This window comes from Rouxiella badensis (assembly GCF_026967515.2).
In the GTDB taxonomy this organism is placed as follows: Bacteria; Pseudomonadota; Gammaproteobacteria; order Enterobacterales; family Enterobacteriaceae; genus Rouxiella; species Rouxiella badensis.
In genome coordinates this window covers 4,902,869-4,928,185 of the sequence record NZ_CP114062.1, presented here as the reverse complement: position 1 = coordinate 4,928,185, position 25,317 = coordinate 4,902,869, and the positions used below count along the sequence as shown (strand labels likewise).

General features: G+C 52.9%; 22 protein-coding genes. 9 read left to right on the top strand and 13 right to left on the bottom strand.

The annotated features are described in order from the left end of the window. Nucleotides 1-615: 615 nt before the first annotated feature. The 3 genes from mutH (at nt 616) to O1V65_RS22720 (ending at nt 3,043) form a co-directional block, all read left to right on the top strand. Complete coding sequence (gene mutH, locus O1V65_RS22730; RefSeq protein ID WP_017493612.1) at nt 616-1,302, top strand: DNA mismatch repair endonuclease MutH; 687 nt, start codon at nt 616-618, stop codon at nt 1,300-1,302. Between the two features lie 102 nt (nt 1,303-1,404). Beyond that, nucleotides 1,405-1,623: a YgdI/YgdR family lipoprotein gene (locus O1V65_RS22725; protein ID WP_269130061.1), complete on the top strand. Its 219-nt coding sequence runs from the start codon at nt 1,405-1,407 to the stop codon at nt 1,621-1,623. A gap of 379 nt (nt 1,624-2,002) precedes the next feature. After that, entirely contained in the window at nt 2,003-3,043 is a 1,041-nt protein-coding gene (locus tag O1V65_RS22720) for an NADP(H)-dependent aldo-keto reductase (RefSeq protein WP_017493610.1), read from the top strand. A 45-nt stretch (nt 3,044-3,088) separates the two neighbouring features. On the opposite strand, the gene lplT is transcribed toward O1V65_RS22720, so the two are convergent. The 3 genes from lplT to O1V65_RS22705 form a co-directional block, all read right to left on the bottom strand. Then, nucleotides 3,089-4,294 (bottom strand): lysophospholipid transporter LplT, encoded by a 1,206-nt coding sequence (gene lplT / locus O1V65_RS22715; RefSeq protein ID WP_269130060.1) that lies wholly within the window; start codon nt 4,292-4,294, stop codon nt 3,089-3,091. After that, the gene (gene aas, locus O1V65_RS22710) at nt 4,287-6,458 is read right to left on the bottom strand and encodes a bifunctional acyl-ACP--phospholipid O-acyltransferase/long-chain-fatty-acid--ACP ligase (protein WP_269130059.1); all 2,172 of its coding nucleotides are present in this window, start codon (nt 6,456-6,458) and stop codon (nt 4,287-4,289) included. The genes lplT and aas overlap by 8 nt, the downstream gene beginning before the upstream one ends. Nucleotides 6,459-7,005: 547 nt before the next feature. Further along, complete coding sequence (locus O1V65_RS22705) at nt 7,006-9,264, bottom strand: molybdopterin guanine dinucleotide-containing S/N-oxide reductase (RefSeq protein ID WP_165428892.1); 2,259 nt, start codon at nt 9,262-9,264, stop codon at nt 7,006-7,008. Between the two features lie 338 nt (nt 9,265-9,602). Between O1V65_RS22705 and galR the strand changes: the two genes are divergently transcribed. Then, nucleotides 9,603-10,607 (top strand): HTH-type transcriptional regulator GalR, encoded by a 1,005-nt coding sequence (gene galR, locus O1V65_RS22700; protein ID WP_017492034.1) that lies wholly within the window; start codon nt 9,603-9,605, stop codon nt 10,605-10,607. Here galR and O1V65_RS22695 read toward each other — a convergent pair. The 5 genes from O1V65_RS22695 to O1V65_RS22675 all read right to left on the bottom strand — a co-directional run bounded on the left by O1V65_RS22695 (nt 10,604) and on the right by O1V65_RS22675 (nt 15,064). Next, complete coding sequence (locus O1V65_RS22695; protein WP_017492033.1) at nt 10,604-11,068, bottom strand: GNAT family N-acetyltransferase; 465 nt, start codon at nt 11,066-11,068, stop codon at nt 10,604-10,606. The genes galR and O1V65_RS22695 overlap by 4 nt on opposite strands. Before the next feature lie 3 nt (nt 11,069-11,071). After that, nucleotides 11,072-11,845, bottom strand: a complete 774-nt coding sequence (locus O1V65_RS22690; protein ID WP_017492032.1) for an FCD domain-containing protein — start codon at nt 11,843-11,845, stop codon at nt 11,072-11,074. A gap of 83 nt (nt 11,846-11,928) precedes the next feature. Beyond that, nucleotides 11,929-12,246, bottom strand: a complete 318-nt coding sequence (locus O1V65_RS22685; RefSeq protein WP_269130058.1) for a PTS sugar transporter subunit IIB — start codon at nt 12,244-12,246, stop codon at nt 11,929-11,931. A gap of 14 nt (nt 12,247-12,260) precedes the next feature. After that, a complete protein-coding gene (locus tag O1V65_RS22680; protein WP_017492030.1) occupies nt 12,261-13,697 on the bottom strand; it encodes a glycoside hydrolase family 1 protein in 1,437 nt (478 codons plus the stop codon). Nucleotides 13,698-13,717: 20 nt separating this feature from the next. Then, nucleotides 13,718-15,064 (bottom strand): PTS sugar transporter subunit IIC, encoded by a 1,347-nt coding sequence (locus O1V65_RS22675; RefSeq protein WP_017492029.1) that lies wholly within the window; start codon nt 15,062-15,064, stop codon nt 13,718-13,720. A 192-nt stretch (nt 15,065-15,256) separates the two neighbouring features. Between O1V65_RS22675 and O1V65_RS22670 the strand changes: the two genes are divergently transcribed. Then, nucleotides 15,257-15,592, top strand: a complete 336-nt coding sequence (locus O1V65_RS22670; RefSeq protein WP_017492028.1) for a PTS lactose/cellobiose transporter subunit IIA — start codon at nt 15,257-15,259, stop codon at nt 15,590-15,592. A 64-nt stretch (nt 15,593-15,656) separates the two neighbouring features. On the opposite strand, the gene lysA is transcribed toward O1V65_RS22670, so the two are convergent. Continuing rightward, nucleotides 15,657-16,928 (bottom strand): diaminopimelate decarboxylase, encoded by a 1,272-nt coding sequence (gene lysA / locus O1V65_RS22665; RefSeq protein WP_017492027.1) that lies wholly within the window; start codon nt 16,926-16,928, stop codon nt 15,657-15,659. Nucleotides 16,929-17,093: 165 nt separating this feature from the next. Between lysA and O1V65_RS22660 the strand changes: the two genes are divergently transcribed. Further along, on the top strand, nt 17,094-18,035 hold the full coding sequence (locus O1V65_RS22660) for a LysR family transcriptional regulator (RefSeq protein ID WP_165428890.1): 942 nt from the start codon (nt 17,094-17,096) through the stop codon (nt 18,033-18,035). A 1-nt stretch (nt 18,036) separates the two neighbouring features. Here the strand turns inward: O1V65_RS22660 and O1V65_RS22655 are convergent, their stop codons facing one another. Beyond that, the gene (locus O1V65_RS22655; RefSeq protein WP_269130057.1) at nt 18,037-18,957 is read right to left on the bottom strand and encodes a LysR family transcriptional regulator; all 921 of its coding nucleotides are present in this window, start codon (nt 18,955-18,957) and stop codon (nt 18,037-18,039) included. Nucleotides 18,958-19,074: 117 nt separating this feature from the next. Between O1V65_RS22655 and O1V65_RS22650 the strand changes: the two genes are divergently transcribed. Continuing rightward, the gene (locus O1V65_RS22650) at nt 19,075-19,956 is read left to right on the top strand and encodes an MBL fold metallo-hydrolase (protein ID WP_269130056.1); all 882 of its coding nucleotides are present in this window, start codon (nt 19,075-19,077) and stop codon (nt 19,954-19,956) included. 100 nt (nt 19,957-20,056) lie between these two features. Here O1V65_RS22650 and O1V65_RS22645 read toward each other — a convergent pair whose 3' ends face one another. Further along, on the bottom strand, nt 20,057-20,773 hold the full coding sequence (locus O1V65_RS22645) for a tetratricopeptide repeat protein (protein ID WP_017492023.1): 717 nt from the start codon (nt 20,771-20,773) through the stop codon (nt 20,057-20,059). A 161-nt stretch (nt 20,774-20,934) separates the two neighbouring features. Between O1V65_RS22645 and O1V65_RS22640 the strand changes: the two genes are divergently transcribed. Beyond that, nucleotides 20,935-22,689: an ABC transporter ATP-binding protein/permease gene (locus O1V65_RS22640; protein ID WP_084912622.1), complete on the top strand. Its 1,755-nt coding sequence runs from the start codon at nt 20,935-20,937 to the stop codon at nt 22,687-22,689. Nucleotides 22,690-22,894: 205 nt separating this feature from the next. Further along, the gene (locus O1V65_RS22635; RefSeq protein ID WP_017492021.1) at nt 22,895-23,629 is read left to right on the top strand and encodes a GntR family transcriptional regulator; all 735 of its coding nucleotides are present in this window, start codon (nt 22,895-22,897) and stop codon (nt 23,627-23,629) included. Here the strand turns inward: O1V65_RS22635 and O1V65_RS22630 are convergent. After that, nucleotides 23,607-24,572: a hypothetical protein gene (locus O1V65_RS22630; RefSeq protein ID WP_017492020.1), complete on the bottom strand. Its 966-nt coding sequence runs from the start codon at nt 24,570-24,572 to the stop codon at nt 23,607-23,609. The two genes, O1V65_RS22635 and O1V65_RS22630, sit on opposite strands and share 23 nt — an antisense overlap. Before the next feature lie 118 nt (nt 24,573-24,690). Then, a complete protein-coding gene (locus O1V65_RS22625) occupies nt 24,691-25,299 on the bottom strand; it encodes a hypothetical protein (protein ID WP_084912623.1) in 609 nt (202 codons plus the stop codon). Between the last annotated feature and the right edge of the window lie 18 nt (nt 25,300-25,317).

Genomic DNA, 25,317 nt, shown 5'->3' with positions numbered 1-25,317 from the left:
TCTGTTCAAAAGGGGGTTGACGGGATAACTTACCCAAAATATCGAAGTTATAAACAGCCTTTGTCATTTTTCAGCAATTTTATTCACTTTTTCTGTGGATAGATATGTGAAGAACATAAGAGTAAGACGGGTAAAACTAATTTTGACCTCAGTATTTGGCTGATAAAATTTAAAATAAAGTTCATATAAAACATGACAATATTGTGATATCCACTGGGTTTCACCTACGCTTACCCCCAGCATAAATGAGCAGAGATCCTAAAGTGGCGAAAGATCGCACAATGTTGATTTTATCCACAGAGTTTTGTCAGTTTCAGGTTATATATGGGACAAAACCTTATAAAACCCCCCTCGTCAAGCCTGTAAATCGAAACAGTGCTACTCATAACTGTGGGTTATCCCACAAATCTGTGGATAACCAGGTGGAAGATCCTGTTCATTGTGCCCGTCAACAGGTGATCAACTCGTTAAGTTGGGGATAATAATCGGGCAAGTGGCAGAAAAAACCCACGTCAAATCATGCTATTATTCAGGTTAATCACAGCTCGCAGATTTAATTTTTTCTGCGCGCAAACGTGAGTACATTTTTTAATCAGACGAGAGCGAGACTTTTTTATGTCGATCCCTTTGCCCGCCCTGACACCGCCTGAGGATGAACAAGCGCTGTTAGCGCGTGCCGAGTCACTGGCCGGGTACACGCTGGGCGAACTGGCAGAACGGGCAAATCTTGCTATTCCACCCGATTTGAAACGCGAGAAAGGCTGGGTTGGCATGCTTCTTGAGGTTTATCTTGGTGCCAGCGCCGGGAGTAAACCGGAGCAGGATTTTCCCGAAATCGGCATAGAACTTAAAACAATCCCTATCGACGCAATGGGCAAACCTTTAGAAACCACCTTTGTGTGTGTTGCGCCCCTGACAGGCAACAGCGGCGTCACCTGGGAGAGCAGCCATGTGCGACACAAGCTTGCCCGAGTTCTGTGGATACCCGTTGAAGGAGAGCGCCAAATTCCGCTTTCAGTACGCCGTATCGGTAGCCCGCTGCTGTGGAGTCCATCCGATGAGGAGGACGAACAGCTACGTCAGGATTGGGAAGAATTAATGGATCTTATCGTTCTGGGAAAAGTCGAGAGCATTACCGCCCGCCACGGCGAGGTATTACAGCTCAGGCCAAAGGCGGCCAACAATAAGGCAAGGACCGAGGCAATCGGAGAAAAGGGTCAACCTATCATGACATTGCCTCGCGGTTTCTATTTAAAGAAAAGCTTTACGCGGCAGCTACTCGCCAGACATTTCCTATTATAGGGTTATTCCTGGTTGCCAAAATGGCTATTACAGTTGGCTAGCGCTTATTATTTGCTAATCTTAATAGGAAGGTCTTTTCAGACCAAATCAAAGGGTTTATCAATGAAAACTTCATTTAAGCTCATCAGCGCATTTGCTCTGGCGTTTGCCTTGGCGGGTTGTTCTAGCGACTACGTAATGGCAACAAAAGACGGAAGCATGATATTGACCAGCAGCAAGCCTGAACTTGATAAGAGTACAGGATTGCTGAGCTATGAAGACGCGCAAGGTAATGAAAGGCAAATCAATAATGATCAGGTGACAGAGGTCATGAAACGCTGATATCAACGCGTTTGAGTTTGCCGCATCAAAATATTAATACCGGCTATTCCAATTGCCGGTATTTTCCTTGAGCGTTAATCATCAACTTTCACCACATTGAACTTTCACCACATTGTGCGCAAATTTATGGCCCATTTGTGAGGCAGTAAATAACATTCCCCAGCCTAAGCTTTATGAACCCTCTACTGCACGTAGCAAAACGAGCGCTTTCCCCCTTTGCTCTTCCCCCTCCGGCGTCGCTTGTATATAGTCAATCTTACGTGGCTGCTTCGCTAAGCGCTTTTTTGGCTATAAAAAGGCATCGTCCGTATGGGTGCTGCCCGACTCCAAAACATTCAAGCGCCAGCCAGACATTATCTGACACTAAGGAAGACAGGCAATGCAATATCACCGTATACCCCATAGTTCTTTAGAAGTGAGCGTACTGGGATTGGGCACCATGACCTTTGGTGAACAAAACAGTGAAGCCGAGGCTCACCAGCAGCTTGATTATGCCCTCGCGGCCGGGATCAACCTGATTGATACCGCCGAGATGTACCCTGTGCCTCCACGTCCAGAAACCCAGGGTCTGACCGAAAGCTATATCGGCAGCTGGATAAAAGCCCGCGGCAACCGTGAGAAGATTATTCTGGCGAGTAAGGTTGCCGGTCCATCACGCGGTAACGATGCGTCGATTCGCCCAGGACAAGTGCTGGATCGCAAGAACATCCGCGCAGCACTCGACGCCAGTTTGAAGCGTCTTAATACCGACTACCTCGACCTGTATCAACTTCACTGGCCGCAGCGCCCGACCAATTTCTTCGGCAAACTGGGTTATACCTACAGTCCGGATAACTCACCGGTCACACTGCTCGAAACGCTGGAAGCGCTAAACGAACAGGTTCGTGCCGGTAAGATTCGCTACATCGGCGTATCGAATGAGACCCCTTGGGGCGTGATGCGCTATCTGCAGCTGGCTGAAAAACACGACCTGCCACGCATCGTCTCTATTCAAAACCCTTACAGCCTGCTGAACCGCAGCTTTGAGGTGGGATTAGCCGAGATAAGTCAGCATGAAGGCGTTGAGCTTCTGGCTTACTCGAGCCTGGCGTTTGGTACGCTAAGCGGTAAATATTTGAATGGAGCAAAACCAGCGGGAGCGCGTAATACGCTGTTCAGCCGCTTTACGCGCTACTCCTCTGCTCAGTCAGAGGCGGCGGTGGCAGAGTACGTGGGTCTGGCGAAAAAACTGAATCTGGATCCTTCACAGATGGCGCTGGCGTTTGTTCGTCAACAGCCGTTTGTGGCCAGCACCCTGCTGGGCGCAACGACGCTGGAACAGTTGAAGATTAATATCGACAGTCAGGACCTGACCCTGGACGAGGAAGTGATTAATGCGCTGGAAGAGATTCATAAGCGCTTCACTATTCCCGCTCCATAGACGCGTTTGGTTGCAAAAAAGGGCGCCTGGCGCCCTTTTTTAACTCTAGATTTTGCGTTTTTGCTTAATCTGCCACAGCCAGAGTCCGGCAATCGCCAGCGCAAACACCACCCCGAAGCCAACGCCTATTGCCAATACTGGCGCACCGAGCATCACTACCAGCGAATAGAGCCCCAGCATCAGCAGCATGGCGGTGTTTTCACCCAAATTCTGCACCGCAATCGCGTTACCTGTGCCAACCGTTTCTTTGCCAAGATGCTGCAACAACGCATTCAACGGCACGACAAAGAAGCCGCCCAGAACGCCGATAAGCGCCAGAAGAAGATAAGCGTTCAACATGCTGTGTTGCAGCGTGAACAGCACGACCACGACACCGATCCCGATCCCCGCAGGCAGGCAACGTTTAACCGTTTTCAACGTAATGAGCTTCGCCGCGGCACCAGCACCGAGCACGATGCCCACCGCAACCATCGCGTTAAGCAGCGTCGGCGTGGTGTTGTCGCTGATACCCAATGCCACCGGCACCCAGAGAACCAGCAGGAAACGCAGCGTCACGCCCGCGCCCCAAAACAGGCTGGTACCCACCAGCGAGAAACGCGTATCCGCATTGCCCCACAAAATACGGCAGGCATGGAAAAATGTCGAAGACATGCGACGAGGGTTCCACGACTGGCCCGGCCTTGCCGCCGTCATTTTCGGAATGAAGACGTTGGCCGCAACGGCCGCCGCATAGGCAAGTCCGCAAATCATCAAGGCGGCGGTGATGTACCAGTCGGCTAAGGCTCCACCGGCGACAGAACCCAACAGGATAGCCGCGATGGTTGAAGACTCCATCAGGCCATTGGCTTTCACCAGCTTGTCACCGGAGGTAATTTCGCCAAGGATGCCGTACTTGGCCGGTGAATAGGCCGCTGCGCCAACCCCCACCAGCCCGTAGCCCAGGAACGGGTTGAACCCGAAGCAGATAACCAGCGCACCCAGCAGTTTAAGGCCGTTGGCAAACATCATCACACGACCTTTGGCAAAGCTGTCGGCAAACTGCCCGACGAAGGGCGCCAGAATAATATAGGCCGCCACAAACGCCATTTGCAGCACTGGCTGGCTCCATTCGGGATAGAGCTCCTGTTTAATCAATGCCAGCGTGGCAAACAGCAGCGCATTATCGCCAAAGGCCGATAAGAACTGCGCAACAATCACGGCCGTCATCCCGCGTGACATCAGGGGAAATCGGCTCCCCAGGGGCTTACTCATTTTTGCTCTCCGGTTGTTCTGCCATCTCGCGCAGGGTCACAAAATCAGGTTTTCCGCTGCCCAACAGCGGCAGCGCTTTCACCACGCGAATGTCACGCGGCACAGCAATCTCGGGGATCCCCAGCTCGCGGGCGCTTTTAAATAGCCTGTCGCGCGATAGCGTTTCGTCGGTGGTAAACAGCACTAACGCCTCACCTTTGGCGCTGTCTGTGCGCGACGTGGCAGCGTGCTGGGCGTCGGGAGAGGCCTGAATCGCAATCTGCTCGACGCTCTCTAGCGACACCATTTCGCCGGCCAGCTTGGCAAAGCGTTTGACTCGACCACGAATCGCGCAATAGCCCTCGGCGTCCAACGTGACGATATCGCCGGTGTCGTACCAGCCCGCCTCAATCTCACCCTGCGCATTCTCTGCCGCAGGCAGTTCGAGTACGCCCGGATTCTCGACGCGTAAATACCCTTTCATGATATTAGGCCCGCGCAGCTGAAGGCGTCCGCCCTTGTCGATCCCCGGAACCGCCAGCAGGCGAGATTCCATGCCTGGCAGAATCTTGCCCACGGTATTGACCCGTGCCGCCATCGGTACGTTAATGGCCACCACCGGTGCGCACTCGGTTACGCCGTAGCCTTCAAGAATGCGCAGACCAAATTTGTTCTGCCACACCTCTTTGGTGCCCTCGGAAAGCTTTTCAGCACCGGCAACCACATAGCGCACACGAGCGAAATCATAGGGATGCGCAAAGCGGGCGTAGTTACCCAAGAAGGTCGACGTACCAAACAGCACGGTGCAGTTTTGGTCATACACCAGCTCGGGCACAATTCGGTAATGCAACGGGCTTGGATAGAGAAACACGCGCGCGCCGGTCATCAGCGGCGTAAACAGCCCGACGGTGAGACCAAAGGCGTGAAACAGCGGCAGCGCCGACATAAAGCGGTCACGTGGAGTGAAGTCGGCTACGGTACGGATTTGCTCTACGTTGGCTATCAGGCTGGCATGCGAATGTACCACGCCCTTGGGATTGCCTTCAGAACCTGAAGTAAAAAGCACCAGCGCCGCATCGTCGGGTTGTTGATAGAGCATCGCGCGCTGCGGGAAAATCAAATGGAACAGGATCCACAGTTTGTCTTCTTTGGTGACCGTATCCTTGAGGTCTTCAAGGTATACCCATTTCACCCCGGTCACTTGCTCAGGCAGATGGGTCAGCTTGCCCTTTTCCAAAAACTGCCTTGAGGTCACGATGGTCTCAATCTGTGCCGCCTTGACGGCACTTTTGATTCCCTTAGCGCCAGAGGTGTAGTTGAGCAGCGCGGGGATACGATTTCGCATCGATGCACCAAAAATGGCGGCCGCCGTGATGGTGGCATTGGGCAGCAGCATACCGACGTGCTCCCCCTCACGGGTGAAGCGTTGCAGAATACGGCTGACGCCGAGCGATTTCTTCAGCAACCCCTGATAGGTGTCTTCGTTGAACGAAATGTCGGCGATGCACGGCTTGCGGCGACCATAGCGGGTCTGCGCCGAGAGCAGCGCCTGGTAGAGCGTTTCCGTCGGACGCGTCGCCATACGCGCTTCCATCATGATGGCATGCAGCCGTTGTCCGGCCAGCAGGCGTCTTTCTCGCGCACGCGGTGCATCAGGCATCAAGACGTTCTGCGGCGGTAGAATGTTGATGGATATTTTCGGGAACCAGCGCAGTTTGAAGCTGCCGAACAGGCGACTAAAAATCGAGAACTCAGCGCCGTCGATCCGAATAGGGATAACTGTCGCCTGCGATTTAGCGGCCACAAAGGCGGCACCGTCGTATATTTTCATCAGCGAGCCGGTCACCGTAATGCGCCCTTCAGGAAATACCACGACCGGACGTCCCTTCTCGATTTCACGCACCAGACGTTTGATTGCCATCGGTTTGGTGGGATCCAGCGGCACAAAGTCGATGTAATCCTTAAGCCACTGCATATACCAACGTTCGGTAATCGTGGAGTAAACGGCAAAGACCGGTTTAATCGGCAGGAACAGGACCAGCAGCATCGCGTCGATAAACGAGACATGATTGGGGGTCAGTAGCATTCTTGGATAGGTCAACTGAGCTTTATCCGGCGTTACGGTAACGCGAAATATGACCTTAAACAGGGCGCGAAAAAATGAATGTAACAACCGATAGAGCATTCCGTTCTCCTCTAAATTTGCACCTATCCGAATGAGAACAGGTAATTTTCGAGGTTATCATAACGGAGCTTTACTTGACGACAGGTAAGGAACTCTCAGAAAAAAATCAGGGCGTAATCTCAGGCAAAAAAAAACCTACGCATCTGCGTAGGTTGGTGCAATTTTAATCGGTTTCAACATGCAAAGCATGTTGGATGATTCACCAATCAATACCTCTGGGACCACCAACATTAGAGAACATCAGCGCGTTGCACTACCTTTCAATCGCAAGAGTTCTGCGCAAACTGCAACCAACTGTAAAATTGACACAACGAATGTAAGGCAGAGGTTTTTAAGATGTGATAACTAAGTTAAATCCTAAACTACAGACGAAAAAAAACCTACGCATCCGCGTAGGTTGGTGCAAATTCAATCGGTACCAACACACAATGTATGTCGATGATTCACCAATCAATACCTCTGGGACTGCTAATGTAGCCGCTGGGACCTTACGGCCACCAGCGGGCAATCGCAACATTAGTCCGCAAAGTGTAACCAGCGGTGAGAATCAAATAGCCGATACTTCTACCAGGCAGCTCATGGCGTTCGGACCCTGCGTCAGACGTGATGTCCCGATGTCCAGCGTCAGTACGTTTGGGTTACCCGCCTGCTCGGTTTCGTGCCATTTTTTGCCAAATCCCGGATTGAACCAAGCACCGGTCGCCATCAGTACTACGCTGCGCGTAATGCCGTCATTGAGCGACACGCCTGCCAGACAGCTGCCGCGCTCGTTGCTGACTTTTACAACGTCACCGTCTTTAAGATTGCGCGTTGCGGCGTCCTCAGGGTGCATAAACAATGTTTCTTTGCCGGAGGTCTTGTTGTTTTGCGCAAGCGGCGTCTGGTCAAGCTGACTGTGCAGGCGGTCCTTGGGCTGAATTGAAATCAGGTGCAGCGGCCAGCGTTTGGCGGTCTCAGATCCCAGCCATTCGACCGGCGGCTGCCACTCTGGGTGGGGCGCAAAGTCCTCATATTGGTAGTCGGCGATTTTCTGGCTGAACAGCTCAATCTTGCCGCTCTGCGTACCCAGCGGATTAGCACGGGGACGCTTACGGAACGACTCAAAGAACACATAATCTTTTTCAGGCTTGGGTAATTCAACAAAGCCGCGTTCCCAGAACGTCTCGAAATCCGGCCATTCGATCTCAGTTCCCTGTTGCGCCTGCCCACACTGCTTATAAATCTGGCGCAGCCACGCGTCTTCATCACGCCCCTGGGTATAGGCTTCCCGGTACCCCAGACGCTCGGCCAGATCGGCAAAAATATCGTAGTCGTTACGGGCCTGATGCTGCGGCGCAACCGCCTGATGCATCGCCAGCACAAAGCGATCGCGCGATGAACCGCCGATGTCGTTACGTTCAAGTGAGGTCGTGGCAGGTAATACGATGTCAGCCATACTTGCCGCCGAAGTCCAGACGTTGTCCTGCACGATCACCGTATCCGGCTTCTGCCAGCCCTCAACCAGCCGGTTAAGCTGTTGATGATGGTGGAAAGGATTACCGCCCGCCCAGTGCACCAGATGAATATCAGGATAGGTCAGCGTTTCGCCCTGAAACTCGTAAGACTCGCCCGGATTAAGCAACATATCGCTAATACGTGCCACAGGAATAGACAGGCCAGACGGATTCGGACCGGTACTCACCGCCGGGCCCGGCGTATCGAAACGCGGATTACCGACGCTGTTCATCGAGCCGTGCCCAAACGAGAATCCTCCCCCCGGCAGGCCCACCTGCCCCAGCATCGCCGAAAGCGCAATCATCATCCAGTAAGGCTGTTCGCCGCGGTGGGCACGCTGTACCGAGTAAGAACAGGTAATAAAGCTGCGCTTGCCGATCAGCTGCGTAGCCAGACGTGCAATGCGTTCAGCCGGAACGCCGGTGATGGCGCTGGCCCAGTCGGGGGTTTTCTCTACGCCATCTTTGCTGCCGTTAAGATAGGCTGCCAACTGCGGATAACCGACGCAGTACGTGGCAAGAAACGCGTGATCCTGTGCTTCTCTACGTTGAATTTCATAGGCCACGGCCATCATCAGCGCGGCATCGGTATTTGGCCGGATCGGGATCCATTCCGCATTGACGAATTCAGGGCAGTCGTCACGCATCGGACTGATATTGACGATCGGCGTGCCTTTTTTGGCAAGCTGCTCTAGCGCGGGCTTCAAGGTATGCTCCACTGCACCGCCCGAGGCCACCTGCGCGTTTTTCAGCGCCAGGCCGCCGAAAGCCAGCAGAATATCGCAATGTTCAACCACGCTGGGCCACGTCGTCACGCGGCCGGTCAGTGGCGTATAGGTACCAATCACGTAAGGCAGGAAGAACTGCGCGGATCCCCAGCTGTAGTTCCCCTGCTGATCCACCCCGCCACCGCCGGTGAAATAGAAGCGGCGCACCAATGAGCGAGCGTGGTGTAAACGCCCGGCAGAAGACCAGCCGTAAGAACCGTTGAAAATGCCCGCAGCACCGTAGCGGTCGCGCACGCGGCGGTTCTCTTCCGCAACCAGATCCAAGGCTAGCTCCCAGTCAACCTCCACGAAGTCCTCACGACCGCGCAGAGTTCGGTCGCTGTTTTCTCTTTTTTGCAGCCAGGAGCGACGTATGGCCGGCTTGCGAATGCGTTTGTCGGAATAGAGCAGCGCGGGAATGGAATCAAGCATCGGTGAGGGATCGGCATCCGCAGAATAAGGTTCACAGCGGATAAGGCGGCCGTTTTCAACCACAGCCGTATAAGCCCCCCAGTGGGCAAGCTGAGGATAGCGTTTTATAGACATGATTCTCTCTGTGCAGATGTTTTCAAAAGAAATAAGGCAGTCGCGCTCAAACGCCCATCACACGCGGGCTTGAGCGAGTATTATTGCTAACAAAATAGCAATCCTGCTCCTCGGACTCAAAGCACAATTGAAGATAAGAGCGTGTAATTAAGTCATTTATCGCTGAAAGCGGGGTGCAGGAACTTAAAAGGCTTAATTTATCGATTTACGGCGAGTATTATTCGCCGTCTCAATGCGCTTGCTTGCGAAGTTGCGATCTACGTCCCTTGCAGAGACCGGGTTTTTCCGCAAAACTGAACCATGTAAACGTTTACTCCTCAATACGTTGGATAGGCAAAATGGCTACGATTAAGGATGTCGCACGACTGGCGGGTGTTTCTGTAGCAACAGTTTCACGCGTGATTAACCACTCCCCTAAAGCCAGCGAGAGCTCGCGTGATGCCGTGATGAGCGCGATGCAGCATTTGCAGTATCATCCCAACGCCAATGCCCGCGCACTCGCGCAACAATCTACTGAAACATTGGGCCTTATCGTGTCCGATGTATCCGACCCCTTCTTCGGGGCGATGGTTAAAGCCGTCGAACAGGTGGCCTACTCCACCGGCAACTTTTTGCTGATTGGTAACGGTTACCATAACGTTGATAAAGAACGACAGGCTATCGAGCAACTGATCCGCCACCGCTGCGCCGCACTGGTGGTACATGCCAAGATGCTTGCGGAAGACGAGCTGTCGGCGCTGATGAAGCAGATCCCCGGCATGGTGCTTATCAACCGCACGCTGCCCGAATTTGAACACCGCTGTGTGGCGCTCGACGACCGCTATGGCGCCTGGCTGGCAACCCGCCATCTTATTCAGGCCGGGCATCAGCGTATCGCCATCCTCTGCTCCAACCATGATATTTCCGATGCACGCGACCGTTTACAGGGCTATCTCGATGCGCTTGAAGAGCACGGGATCCCGGTCGATGAGCGGCTGATTGTCTCGGCTGAACCGGACGAAGTGGGCGGCGAGCAGGCGATTACCGAACTGCTGGGGCACGGCAAAAACTTCACCGCCGTGACATGCTATAACGATCCGATGGCGGCCGGAGCGCTCTCGGTGCTGAGCGATAACGGGATTGATGTCCCAGGCGAGATTTCGTTGATTGGCTTTGATGACGTGCTGATTTCGCGCTACCTGCGCCCGAGGCTGACCACCATTCGTTATCCGGTCGTGGCGATGGCGAATCAGGCCGCACAGCTCGCTCTGGCATTGGCCAAGGGACTACCGCTGCCTGAAACCACCAATATGTTTAGCCCGACGCTGGTGCGCCGTCACTCGGTGAGCGTGCCTAACAGTTAACGCGCAGGGGCGATATGTTGGTGATAGAGGCGCACGGATTTATTCGGATAATCAAGCGCATTACCGATATAGTCCCAGCCGAAACGCTCGTAGTATCCCGAGAAAGTTGACCATAGATACAGCTGTTCAAATCCCGCGGAACGGCTGTACTCGGCCACAAAATGCTGCAATTTTTGGCCTAGCCCGCGCGAACGCCAACCTTCATCGACATACAAGGCCGCCAGCCACGGCGAGAGATCCTGACGGCTTATCAAATCGCAGCGCCACAGCCCCACCGTGCCAACCAGTTGGTCGCCATCCAGCGCGATAAAGGTCAGCGGCAAATCTGCACCGCGCAGGCTGCTGTCAACCACGCTGGCAAAAAATTCCCGCGTATTATCAGCATCAAAGGCCTGCCACAACCAGTCTATGACCTGCTCGCGATGCTGCGGATAAAGGTGCAAATTAACGACGGTGACCATCGGCTATACCAACTTGCCTTGAAAAATAGGCACCGACTCAAACAGATAGCCGTCAAACTCCGGGGCATCGACGTCCGACAGCTCCATCAAGGTATTTTTAACGTTTTCCATGTGCTGCCACATTGCCTGATAGGAGCCCATGACGTCGCGGCGTCGCAGTGCGGCAAGAATGTTTTGATGATCGGCAAGCCACTTGAGACGATAACCCCGCGTGGCAATATGGCTGTGCAGCTGTTTCCACAACGGGCTTGAATCCCGGTGCGCCCAGATATTCTTCACCGAATCGAGCAGCATCTGATTCTGCGTTGCCCCGGCTATCAACAGGTGAAACAGCCTGTCGTTGTCGCCGCTTTCGTCGTTGGCGACGATGGCAATCTGCTCCTGCTCCAGCGTACGACGCAGATTTTCGATGTCGGATTTCGTCGCCATCTTGGCAGCAAAGGCAGCGATGTTACTTTCAAGCAGTTGACGCGCCTGCAAAATTTCAAAAGGCCCAATCTGTCCCTGATACAGCGAATCGTCTTGCCCCTCTTCCTCTCGCGGAATACGCACCACGTAAACGCCCGACCCCTGACGAATATCAACGATGCCTTCAAGCTCAAGCATCAGCAGCGCTTCACGCACGATAGTGCGGCTCACGCCATAGGTTTCCGCCATATTCCGTTCAGGAGGCATCCGGCTGCCAACGGCAAAATGTCCCTGTTTAATCTTTTCGCGCAGGTCATGACCTATTTCCTGATATTGCTTTCTTTCCTGCGAAACCACGGCCTTATCCACTTTCTCACCTTACCAGCGGCAGAAACCGCAAAATGTGCCCCGTGATGGGCCGCCTCTCGCCGAGTGACGGCCCTCTTTGTGGCCTAGTCTACCAAACCCAGCGCCTGATCGAGTACCTTTACACCATTTAAGGTGCCGTAGGCCACAGAATCAATTACAGCGATAGGGATCTGGTAGTGGTCGGTAAGCTTTTTATTTTCTGCCAGTTTAAAGCGCACCTGCGGTCCGAGCAGCACCGCAGTGACGTCCTGTGCGTAAGCCTCAAGCTCATCACGCAGGTTCTGCTCCGCAATAGCATAGATTTTGTATTCAAGCCCGCGTGCGGCCGCTTCTTTTTCCATTCTGGTGACCACTAGCGAGGTCGACATTCCCGCTGAGCAGGCTAAAACGATACGTTTCATCAGTAATCTCCGGGTTATTTGTCTTCATCATCCAGGGTTAACGACAGCCTGCGCTCAGCGGCAAGTGCGCTGAACCAGTGCGAGGATTTCTTGCGGCGGCGCTGACGGTCATGGTCCAAATCAATCTCTATCAGCCCGTAGCGATTCTTGAAGGCATTCATCGGCGAGACATTGTCGGTAAACGCCCAAAGCATATAGCCGAGGCAGTTTGCGCCCTCTTCACGTGCCTTAAGCGCCCAGTAAATATGTTCGCCGATAAACTCGATACGGTAATCGTCCTGTATCTCGCCGGTTTCCTGACTGCGAAAACGCCCTTCATCCTCAATCCCCATGCCGTTTTCGGAAATAAACCACGGCGTATTGCCGTATTCGGTCTTCATCCGCATCGCCATGTCATAAACAATTTTTGGATAAATTTCCCAGCCGCGAGACTTATTCATGCGCCTTCCGGGCAGTTCAAAGTGCTCATAGTAATAAGCTGGATGGAAAGGCGTTTCTTTATTCCATTCCCGACTGGGTGCTTTCACTCGGTGCGGGTAATAAAGATTAATACCGACCTCATCAACGGTATTGTCACGAATAATCGCCAGCTCCTGTTCGGAATAGGCGAAGTGAATCTGGTGTTTGGCCAGTAAGTCGAGCAGTTCGCGGGGGTATTCGCCCTTGATTAACGGGTCTAAAAATACGCGGTTGTAGAAAAGGTCATAAAGGTGCGCCGCCTGACGGTCATGTGCTGCCGATGAACGCGGATACGTCACCTCTGGGTTAAGAATGACGCCAATCGTGCCGTGAGCGTCATAGCCTCTTTTACGAAACAGCGAAACCACTTTGGCGGTTGCCAGCACCTTGTGATGATTCCACTGCATCCATTTGCTGGTGTTCTGCTCATAGGGCCAGCGAATCGCGTCAAGGTAGACGCGGGTTTGCACCACCACCGGTTCATTGAAGGTGAACCATCGCGCCACCTTGTCGGCAAAGCGTTCGAAGGCTTTTTCGGCATAAAGCACGAACAATTCAACCACCTTCTTAGAGCTCCATCCATCATATTTTTCAATCAGATAGGCAGGTAGCTCGTAGTGCTCAAGACACAGCATCGGTTCGATACCTTCGCGCTTCATCTCATCCAACAGATTGTCGAGATAGCGGGCGTACTCCTCATCGACGATGCCGTTTTCATAGTCGGTGAAAAACCGCGCCCAGTTGATAGAGGTGCGATAATGCGTGAGGCCGCTGGCCTTCATCAGCGCCACGTCTTCCTTGTATCGATTATAAAAGTCGGTGGCCTTCGCCGGACCATAACCGTTGTGCCAGACGTGGCGATCGTTTTTGTACCACAGGTCAAGGTAGGAGTCCTGACCGGCTTTTTTGCCACTCCAGCCCTCCGTCTGCCACGCCGACGCGGCTGCGCCAAGGATAAAATCTTCAGGAATGTTGATCGAAACTTTACTCATGACTTATCTCCATTTTAAAGTCAGACCGGTCGCTGTACGGCAGCGGATTGATTTTGCAAAGCCTCTTTCTGGGCCTGCTCGGCGCGGCGCGAGGCCACTTTTACAAACGGGAAGTACACGGCGGTAGCAATCACGATGCATATCAGCTGCGTCACCACGGCGCCCATTGAGCCCGCCGTTGAAAGCCAGGCGTTAATTACCGGTGGTGTGGTCCAAGGCACCATCACGACGGCGCGCCCGGCGAAACCCAGACTTGTCGCGAAATACCCCACGGTGCCTGTGATAAGCGGGGTAATAATGAAAGGAATCGCCAGAATGGGATTGAGCATCACCGGCATCCCGAAGATAACTGGCTCATTGATATTGAAGAAGCTTGGGCCCAGTGAAAGCTTGCCAATCTCTTTCATTTCTTTGCGGCGCGTGGCCATCAGCACCGCCAGCAGAAGGCCAATGGTACAGCCCGATCCCCCGATGCTCATGTAAACGTCCCAGAAAGGCATGGTGATAATATTTGGCACTTCTTTGCCCTGCTCAAACGCCGTCATATTGACCATGATGGCCCCGAGCAGCAGCGGCTCACGGATAGGCTTGATCATCTGATTGCCGTGAATGCCGATAACCCAGAACAGCTGCGCCACAAACATCAGCAGCAGGATCCCCGGCAGGCTTTGCATCACCGACTCCAGCGGGCGCTGAATAACCTGATAGACGGCGTCGTAGAGGTAAATCCCGGTCAGACGATGGAAAACGAAACCGAAGGTAGCGATGAGCACCACGGTAATAATGGCAGGAATCAGCGCCGAGAAAGAGGCGGAAACGTTAGGCGGTACACTTTCCGGCATTTTAATTCGCAGCCGGTCAAAGGATTCAAGCCTGGAATAAACCTCGACGGAAAGAATGGCAATAAACATTCCGAGGAACAGACTTTTGGTATCCGAGAACTGTTTCGCCAGAACGTCTTTCACCTCTTGCATATGGCCGTTGACCATCATGTCGAGAGTCGTTGGTGTCACGGAGATAAAGCAGATCACGGCCAGTAGGCCCGGAAACAGCGAGCGCGATCCATTAATCTTGCCCAGCTCGATACCAATCAAAAATACCGCGCCGATAGTCAGAAAGCTCAGCGTGGCGTAGTTAATGCTGGTCATGATCGGCTTGAGCGTGGCGAGAAAGGCAAAGCTTTCGAAATGCGCGAGGCCGTTTTTCGGATCCATCACCATATTGGAAATAAGCACTGAAAATGCGCCGACGATAATGACCGGCATCAGTGTGATAAACGACGCTTTAATCGCCATAATATATCTCAGGCTATTAAAGGTATTCGCGAAGCCCCCGAGGGAATCAATAAACCGGTCTTTGTAGGACATGGCATTACCTCTGCGTATTGTTGTAAGCACAGCAAGTGTTGTGGGCACAGAAAGTGGTTTTTTATCGCTATTTGGTATGCCAAAAAATACCTTAGTCTGGCTTATTTTCTGTGATCGCATTCTCAGAAGCGAATATTGGAATTCCAATATGATGAATTACGCCAATTTTGGTATGCCAATATGGATTTCACTATGAGCTTTGACCTTGAGCAAACGGTAATGGAGCTGTTAATCAATGCGGGTGAAGCCCGCTCGTGCGCAATGATGGCGATTCAAAGCGCCCGTCAGCAGGACTGGCAGGAGGCGGCACAACAGCTTGAAGCCTCACAGCTGGCGGCGCGCGAGGCGCATAAGGTGCAGACCCAGCTGATTGGAGTAGACGAAGGATCGGGCAAGATCCCCATGACGCTTATTATGGTGCACGCTCAGGATCATCTGATGACGGCGATGCTTTGCCGCGACCTTGCCGAAGAAATTGTGCTATTAAGAAAGGAGATGTTCGGCCAAACGGCGAAAGTTGGCGATTAATGGGTGTAAAAAAGCCGCGACATGTTGGATGCCGCGGCTGACGTTAACGTGACGCGTGAAGCAATCAGATATTCTCGAGCGCCAGCAGCTCTTCAATAGTCTGACGACGACGAATCAAACGCGGCACGCCGTTTTCAAACAGCACTTCGGCTATCAGCGGACGGCTGTTGTAGTTTGAAGACATCGACGCGCCGTAGGCTCCGGTGTCGTGGAATACCAGGTAATCGTTGATATCGGCCTCTGGCAGAACCCGCGTTTCCACACCGCCGCCCGCCTGCTGGGTGAATACGTCGCCGGACTCACACAGCGGCCCGGCGATAACAGATTCGCGCTGCGGCTGCTCGCTCAGGTCGCGACCGTCGGCTGGCAGCACGGAGATATGGTGATAGCTGCCGTACATCGACGGGCGCATCAAATCACTGAAGCCTGCATCCACCAACACGTAATGACGGCTGCCCATCGATTTAACAGCGCGAATCTGCGCGACCAGCACGCCAGACTCGGCCACCAGGAAACGGCCCGGTTCGATTTCGAGGCTGACAGGGTGTCCCAGATGCGCGGCAATCTGCTCACGCGCGCGGTTCCACAGACCGTAGTAGTGGTCGGTATCGATAGATTCGCCGCCAAACTGGTAAGGAATCGACAACCCGCCCCCGGCCGAGATGGCTTCAATGTCGTGGCCCAACTCAATCACCTGACGAACCATGGTGTCGCAAACCTGCTCAAGGTGTTGATAATCAACGCCAGACCCGATATGCATATGAATACCCACCAGTTTAAGCTGGTAGGCACGAATTTTCTCCAGCGCCAGCGGCAGGTCACCAAACCAGATACCGTGCTTGCTGTTCTCGCCGCCGGTATTGGTTTTTTGGCTGTGCCCGTGACCGAAGCCCGGGTTAACGCGCAGCCAAACCGGATGGCCCGGCTTCTGCTGGCCAATCTGCTCCAACATATCGATAGAACCGGCATTCACCGGAATAGACAGCTCGGTCACTCTCGCAAGCGTTGCCGGGTCCAGCACGTCAGCGGTAAATACGATTTCACTGTGTTCGCCCGGCTGGTATCCCGGTTTAAAACCGGCCACCAGCGCACGCTCGATTTCACCGAGTGATACGGAGTCCACTTTTACGCCCTGCTCGCGCATCAGACGCAGAATATGGGTATTAGAGCTGGCCTTTTGCGCAAAACGAATAACGTCGAACTGGCGAAGTTGGCTGATACGCTGCTCAATAACCTGCGCATCATAGACCCACACTGGGCTTCCAAACGCTTTGACGGCGCTTAGCAGATTCGCGCTGTTGAGCGCATTTTCATTATTATTCAGTGCAAAAGGCATTAGGTTCTCCGTTAAGCCGAACGCTGCAATAGCGGCCTGCTCGTTGTCTGAGGATTTATCAATTATCCGGCATTATGCCGTCCTATTTTTCGGGGTTAAAATATCTATTTAGCGGCAGTCTATTCATTTATGATATGGGACAATACAGCCCAGGAGTGACCCACCATGCCCGCCATCTCATTACGTCATATCGAAATTTTTCATGCAGTAATGACCACGGGAAACCTTACCGAAGCGGCGGCGCTGTTGCAGACCTCTCAGCCAACGGTGAGCCGTGAGCTGGCTCGCTGTGAAAAGCTATTAAAATTGCAGCTGTTTGAACGTCTTCGCGGGCGACTTTATCCTACTGCGCAGGGGCTGCGGCTGTTTGAAGAGGTGCAACGATCCTATTACGGCCTCGATAGAATTATTAACGCTGCGGTGGGCATTCGCCAGTTCGAGCAGGCGCAGCTGTCGGTGGTATGTTTGCCGGTGTTTAGCCAGTCGCTGTTGCCCGCCGTATGCCAGCCGTTTTTGGAACAATATCCCGAAGCCAGCTTCAACATCGTGCCGCAGGAGTCACCGCTGTTGGAAGAGTGGCTGTCGGCGCAGCGCCACGATTTAGGCATTACCGAGAACCCCCACACGCCGGCCGGCACACAGCGCCAAACGCTGCTGACGCTTAATGAGGTCTGCGTGCTGCCGGTCAGTCATCCGCTGGCGGCCAAGCCGGTCATCACTGCGCAGGACTTCAGCGGACTCAACTTTATCAGCCTGTCGGCCACCGACAACTATCGCCAGCTGCTCGACGCGCTGTTCGCGGAACAAGGTGTTCAACGACGCATGGTGATGGAAACGCACAGCGCAGCGTCGGTGTGCAGCATGGTGGCGCAAGGGATCGGCGTGTCGATTGTTAATCCGCTTACCGCGCTGGAATATGCCCGACCGCCGCATCAAGGCGCAGGTCGCATCGTCGCCCGCCCGTTCAGCGAGCAAGTCCCCTTCACCGTCAGCCTGATTCGCCCGCTGCATCGCCCGGCCTCGGCGCTGGTGGATACCTTTATCGAGCACTGCCACCGGCAGGCTGCGTTATTACCGCAGCGTCTCGCCGCCGCGCTCCGCCACTGACTCAGCGCAAAAGTTGCACGTCCTGCTTTATCCAGCGTGGGTTAGCGGCAAACCACTCCACCAGAAAATCAAGCAGCGCCCGCAGCGCGACCGGCATCTGCCTGCGGGTCGAATAGATAGCAAAAATCCCCATCGACTGTGGCTGCCATTCGGGCAGAAGGCGAACCAGCTGTCCGCTGGCAATCAGTGCCGCCGCGGAATAGACCGGCTGCATCACAATCCCAACGCCTTCTACCGCGCCGGTCAGCAGCACCAATGATTCGTTAGCGCTCAGATTACCGCTCACCGGTACGCTGGATTTTTTACCGTCGCGCTCAAAACTCCACAGGCTTTTACCGAAATAGGTGTAGGTCAGGCAGTTATGCAACGCCAGATCGTCAGGTTTGCGCGGCGTGCCGTGGGTCGCCAAATAGGCCGGTGAAGCGCAAACCACCGAGTCACAGTGCGACAGTGGACGCGCAATCAGATTCGGATCGAGATCATTGGTAATGCGCAGCGCCAAATCGATACGGTCCTCCACCAGATTCACCGCCCGGCTTTCAAGTTGCAGGTCGATATTTAACTGCGGATGGCGACGTAAAAACTCGGCGACCGCGATCACCACCGCTCCTTGTCCAAACGACTGCGAACAGCTCAGGCGCAGCAACCCCCGCAGCGCTTCGTCACCCGACTCGGCCACACTTTCCATCTCCACCGAGAGTTGCAACAGCTTGCGGCAACGCAACAGCGTGCTCTCACCGGCGTCGGTCAGGCTAAGCTTACGCGTGGTGCGATGCAGCAGGCGAGCGCCCGACCACTTCTCCATCTCCGAAAGATAGCGGGTCACCATCGCACGCGACATATTCAACGCTTCAGCGGCGTTGATCATCGATCCGCGCTCGACGATAGCCACAAAAACCTGTGCAGCCATGATTCTGTCCATGTGTTATTCGTCCGATTTATGCAACAAACAGTTGCGTAGTATCCGGTTTTTCTCGCGATCCGTGCAACTTATAATCTTTATCGATAGCCACACATAATAAACCTCTGAGGAAACATCATGCGTTTACTGACACTCACCCTGACCGCTGCCGTCCTGCTTGGCGGCAATTTGACCGCGCGTGCCGCCGAGCCTTCTGCTCCGCTGACGCTTGACGTTTACAACCCGGGAGCACACAGCCTGTTTGCCGTTTCATCTGAAATAATCAGCGGAAAAAATGACCTTATGCTGATCGATGCACAGTTTCAGCGTAATGACGCACAAAAGCTGGTCGATAAAATCAAGGCAACCGGCAAGAAGCTGACCACCATTTATATCAGCCAATCCGATCCAGACTTTTACTTCGGGCTGAGCATCCTGCATGCGGCGTTTCCCGAGGCAAAAATCGTCGCGACGCAGGCGACGGTTGACGAGATAAAGGCCAATAAAGACGGGAAATTAGCGTTTTGGGGGCCAAAATTAGGCGAAAATGCACCCAGAAGCGTCATCGTGCCTGAAGTACTGAAGGGCGACAGGCTTTCACTCGAAGGGCATGAGCTGGAGATCAAAGGCGTGATGCCGGAGAAGACTTTCGTCTGGATCCCGTCGTTAAAAGCGGTGGTGGGCGGCGTGCTGGTGGACGGTAACAATATGCACGTTTGGGTTGCCGACAGCCAGACCAAGGAACTGCGTCAGAAATGGCTCACCTCGCTGGATCAGATTGCTGCGCTGCACCCGAAAATCGTCATACCGGGGCATTTCCTGCCTGGCGCACCGCAAAATATTGCGTCGGTAAACTTCACTCGCCAGTATTTGCAGACGCTTGAGGCCGAACTGCCAAAAGCGAAAGACTCCGCACAGCTCATCGCCGCTATGAAAACACATTACCCGCAGTTGAAAGAGGAAGGATCGCTGGAGCTGACGGCCAAGGTGCTGAAAGGCGAGATGAAATGGCCAAACTAGACAATAGCTTTTGATTGCAAACCGGGCTTAAGTTCGGGGTCAATCTGCTCATAGAGGACTTGGCCTTAAGCCCTCGTTGGCGGGTCTGGGGCCGTGGCCCCTAATCCTCTACTTTCATAAATTTCCCCGACGCCATCACGTTGTCGCCAAATCCACAGTCTCCGACGCTTTTTAACGTCAGGTTCTGTCCTGCGAAATCCAGATTAACGGTGCAGTCGGTGCCAGCGGCACTGGCGTCATCTACCGAGTGATAAACCGCCTGATTGTTTTTTATCGCGGTGACCGTTGAGAAATTACCGGTGTTCGGCCCGTAGTAGAGCGACATCGCCCCCATGTACATGCCGCTGAATTGAATCACGTACTGACTTTCCTCAGGCTTCACCTCGACCGTATTCCAACTTCCCTCTCCGGCATATTGCCAGTACAGCCCTGCCGGGGCGTTTGACGGCGGATTGGCGTCAAGGTTGCTCTGAATTTTCTCAAGGTTAAACTGCGTTTTTGCGTCCTGCGGTGCCAAACTTAACCAGGCTTTGGCCTTGCCATACTGCTTCTGATGCATGTAGGTTAAAGCAATATTATTATAGGCCGTTGCCGTTGAACTCGCGGGTAAGTGGCAGAACTCGCTCCAGGCGACCTGATCGCGGAACAGATTTTGCGCCTTGGCGTAATCGCCCTGCTGGTAAGCGACTTTGCCTGAAGACGCATAAAGCCCGGTCTTGAGGCAGTCGGCCTTAATATCTGGTTCATCAATTTTTGCCCAAACGTTGGAGCAAATAAACCAGCCTGCTAACAAGCACGCAGGCAACCAAAATTTCATCGATCTCCCCTTTGTATCGCTGACAAATTCACTGTGGCAAAGGTATAGAACTGCGGTGGACGAAAAACATCCTTACAAGTCGGGCATTGCCCTCTCGCACACTGTCACTCATTCTGGGATGATTAGGAACCACCACTTATTACTATTTTATATGGCTATTTATGACTAAAAAACCTGGGAAAACGGCACGGTGGCGTGCAGTCTGGCAGTTGATTAAGCCCTATTGGCGGTCCGAAGAGAAGTGGAAAGCCTGGAGCATGTTGGCCGCAATCATCATTCTTTCGCTGGGGTCTGTCTACCTTAGCGTGCAGTTTAATGAATGGAATCGCGTGTTTTACGATGCACTGCAGAATAAAAATTTTCCGGTCTTCAAGCAACAGCTGTTTAAGTTTACCTGGCTGGCGCTGATTTTCATCGTGGTCAGTATCTACAAGGTGTATCTGACGCAGGGCCTGCAGATGAACTGGCGGCGTTGGATGACCAACGAGTATATGGATAAATGGTTAACCAATCACGCCTACTATTACACCGAGCATCAACATCAGGTTGATAACCCCGATCAGCGTATTGCCTCGGACCTGAGCGCTCTCACCTCGGGTACGCTTTCGCTTTCGCTCGGCCTGCTTTCCAGTCTGGTGACCCTGTTCTCGTTCGTCACCATTCTGTGGTCGGTCAGTGGACCGATCAGCTTTATGCTAGGGTCGCACGCTATTACCATCCCCGGCTACATGCTGTGGTTTGCCCTGCTCTACGCGCTGGTGGGATCGGTAATTATCGGCTTTATAGGCCGCCCATTGGTCAAGCTGAGCTTTAACCAGGAATGGTTCGAAGCAAACTTCCGTTTTGGTCTGATTCGCATCCGAGAAAACAGCGACGCTATCGCGCTGTACCACGGTGAGAAAAGCGAGAAGAAGCAGCTGGCCGACAACTTCGAGGCCATCCGCTCCAACTGGTGGTCATCGATGCGCACCACCCGACGCCTCAACTTCGCCAGTTCGTTCTACGGCCAGTTTGCCATTATCTTCCCTATTCTGGTGGCCGCACCGCGCTACTTCTCCGGCGCCATTCAGATGGGCCTGCTGATGCAAATTTCCTCGGCGTTTGGGCAGGTGCAGGACTCACTGTCGTGGTTTATCAACGCTTTCAACGACCTAGCGAGCTGGAAAGCCTGCGTTAACCGTCTTGCTGGCTTCAATGCCGCTATCGATCAGGTCAACACCCAGCCTCGCAATATTCTGCTAGGCGATGCCAAAGACGACGATTTGCAGTTGAACAACCTGACGGTGACTTTGCCAAACGGCAATCCGCTGTTCTCCTCTGTTTCTGCCTCTCTGGCGACGGGGGCGCGCGTGCTGGTTGCGGGCCCATCAGGCTGCGGTAAATCGACGCTGCTACGTGCAATTGCCGGCGTATGGCCTTACGGTACGGGAGAAATCAACACTGCCGCCAACAAGAAGCAGCTGTTCTTGCCTCAGCGCAGCTACATTCCGATTGGATCACTGCGTGAAGCCCTCACCTATCCGGAAGAAAGCAGCCTGGAATATACTGACGAGCGACTCTGCGAGGTGCTTGAGTGGTGTAATCTGAGCTATTTGCAGCCGGTGCTGGATCACTATTCCAACTGGAGCCAGCGCCTCTCGCCGGGTGAGCAACAGCGTCTGGCCTTTGCCCGCGCGATGCTTATCAAACCGGAAATTCTCTATCTGGATGAAGCAACCAGTGCGCTGGACGACGAGACGGAGCAGCGCATGTACAGCCTGTTGCTGGAAAAACTGCCGCAGACGACTGTGCTTAGCGTGGCGCACCGCAACAGCGTGGCGAAATACCACGAGCAGTGCTGGCGCTTCCAGCTACAGGACGACGGCCAATGCAGCCTGATGCGTTCCAGACTGCATGAAGACACGCTGCCTGCCTAAACAGGTATCAGCCTCAGCCCCCGCGCAGTAGTCCGCGCCGGGGGCGTTTTACCCCGCAATGCCACCTGATGTTAGTCCGCTAGCCGCTTCCCCTTTCGGTCACCGCCGATGTGCATTTATTGAGCGCCAGGCCACAGAATGCGTTATCCGTTTTGTTCAAATTGTATAGCTCACCATACAATTAACGGACGATTCAGGAGGGCTGATGAACATTGATAAAAATTCGCTCATACCGTTTTACCTACAGATAGAACAGCATCTTACTGAAAAACTCAACGCTAACGAGATTAAGCCAGGCGACCCCATTCCAACCGAGGCGGCCCTGTGTGAAATCTATGGCGTTTCCAGGATGACGGCGCGCAAGGCGGTCGATTATCTCGTCAGGCAAGGTCGCGTCGTGCGCTTTCGTGGCCGAGGCACTTTCGTCATCAACCCAGACAGCAAACAAAAAACAGTCCTGCCTCTGGACCGTCACTTTACTGCCAGCGATATTGCCAAAGAGCTTAATCAGACCCTCGAGAACCGGATACTGGAATTTCGTAAAATGCCTGCGGGGGCGGATATTGCCACACAGCTCAATATCAGTGCTGAAACGCTGGTCTATTTTATCATTCGGCTCCGTCTGCTTGATGCCAGACCTTTCGTCTATGAGAAAGGCTGGATGCTGTATGAGCCTTTTCCCTGTCTGACGCGTGAGGCGCTGAAACATTCAAAATATGACTATCTGCGTAACAAAGGCTTTCAGCCCGCCGGCAGCCACAAACAGATATCGGCCGAGTTACCGGCCAATGAGATTCGGCAGGCGCTGGAGCTGTCGCGCGACGAGCCCATTTTACACGCTCGCTCCGTCGCCTACTTTGCTGATGCGACCCCTTTTGAGGTCGCCGATATTTATTATAATCAACGTTATTATAGTTTTAGCATACGGGCGCAATCCTGACGGGATAATTGAATCCCCTGTTAAGCAATGAAACTGTCATCCCCCGATTAAAGATATCCCTGAAATGTTGGCTTTTGGTGGTGATCTGTTTCGACTTGTAATAATCGTTGAGGCGCTCGGCGTGCAGTTCAGAAATATCGGATACGCCGGAGTCCGAGTCGTCAGAACTGTCGTCGACGATAATCGTGTTAGTCCCTTCTCGTTCGGCCCAGCGAGGTAAGGGTTGTGCGATAACTGACGCTATCGGGCTGACTGGCGATTTTAGCGGTTCCTCCACTGACAGTGGCTTGCCGTCATACTTACCGACGTTATCTAATGAATTATAAAAATTAACCAGACTTGCCATTCTGCCAGTCCCTAAACGGCTCTCGGAGGCATTCGATAGAGGCTCGGTTTCCAGCGTTTTCAGCGCAAAGACCTTATGATTGCGCGTGGCCTTTTTACGCGTCACCATCATCTCGCGATCGTTAGCCTTCGCCACGGCCACGTCACTCGGTGATTTTCCGATATCACTAAATCGCGTCAGCGTAGTGCCATTTGGAAAAATTTTATCCGTAAACAGGCTGGGCCTGTTTGGCGTCAGGAGTTGATCAGGATGAGCATTCCGTGCCTTAGTCTCCTCGATCTTTTTCAGTATTCTAACGGTCGAGTCTTTTAATTTACCGATGCACTCTTGAACAATAACTATCGAGGCGGAGATATCAGACTTTTTTTTAAACTTGTTCATCGAGTTTTCAATTTCTGCATAAATTTCGTCAAAGCTTTGATGAGACTTTTGCTCTAATTTTTTTACCGCTGAATTACTTAACAAGGTACGATCGCTGCCCTGATTGCTTGCACCGAGGATGTTAACCGAAGCCGTTTTCTTTAGTTCTGGCTCGGCCTTTTCGAAGATAGTGTATAGCGTCTGATTATAATTACTGAGAATGCGAGGATATTTCATAATACATCCCTTAAAATTTAGGCGAGCAGATATTAGCAACAACCTGAAATAATTCTAACCTAGATTTCAGGGTATGATAATCAACGAAAGGTGAAAATATGCCGAGGGGAATCTTGAATTACTTGCCCGCTTGCGCATTATCTTTCATGGCTGCCGTCACGGGCTGAGAGAGATCAGAAAAAATTTTCACCCGTTCAGCGACATGGCCCCTTTTTAGAATAATTGACCGTTGGCCGTCATTTTCACCAGACTCTGCGGCTTTACGGCTATCAAGCCTGGCGTTAAACATTGTTTCGTCGTAAATTTTGAAGCGAGGCATCGGCTGTCGGTGCACAATGCTCTCCTCAAGCTGACGAGGCGTAAAGACGGGTTTGGTCCAGTTGACTTTATTATCCTCAGAAAGCGACCGCCTATACGCTATACCGAAAATCCCCATCATCAGCACAGGCCTCAAGGTATTTACCGACAGCTTCTCTGCATCAGTTCCCTGAGTTCGGACAGCGGGATTGAGGTTTTGAAACTTTTCGCGCAGCTGCTGGAAAACCTTTTCATTATCATGAAATATTGGCAAGAAATTATTTTGCAAGGTCTTAATATTTGACGAAATACACTTGCTGGAATGAGTTAAATTACTAATTATTAATCCACAATTTTTACTGATGTTTTTTCTCGGCGTGCACTCCTTGATAATGTTGCGTATCGCAACACTAATTCCTCTGGCTTGCATAATACGTCCTTTATATTT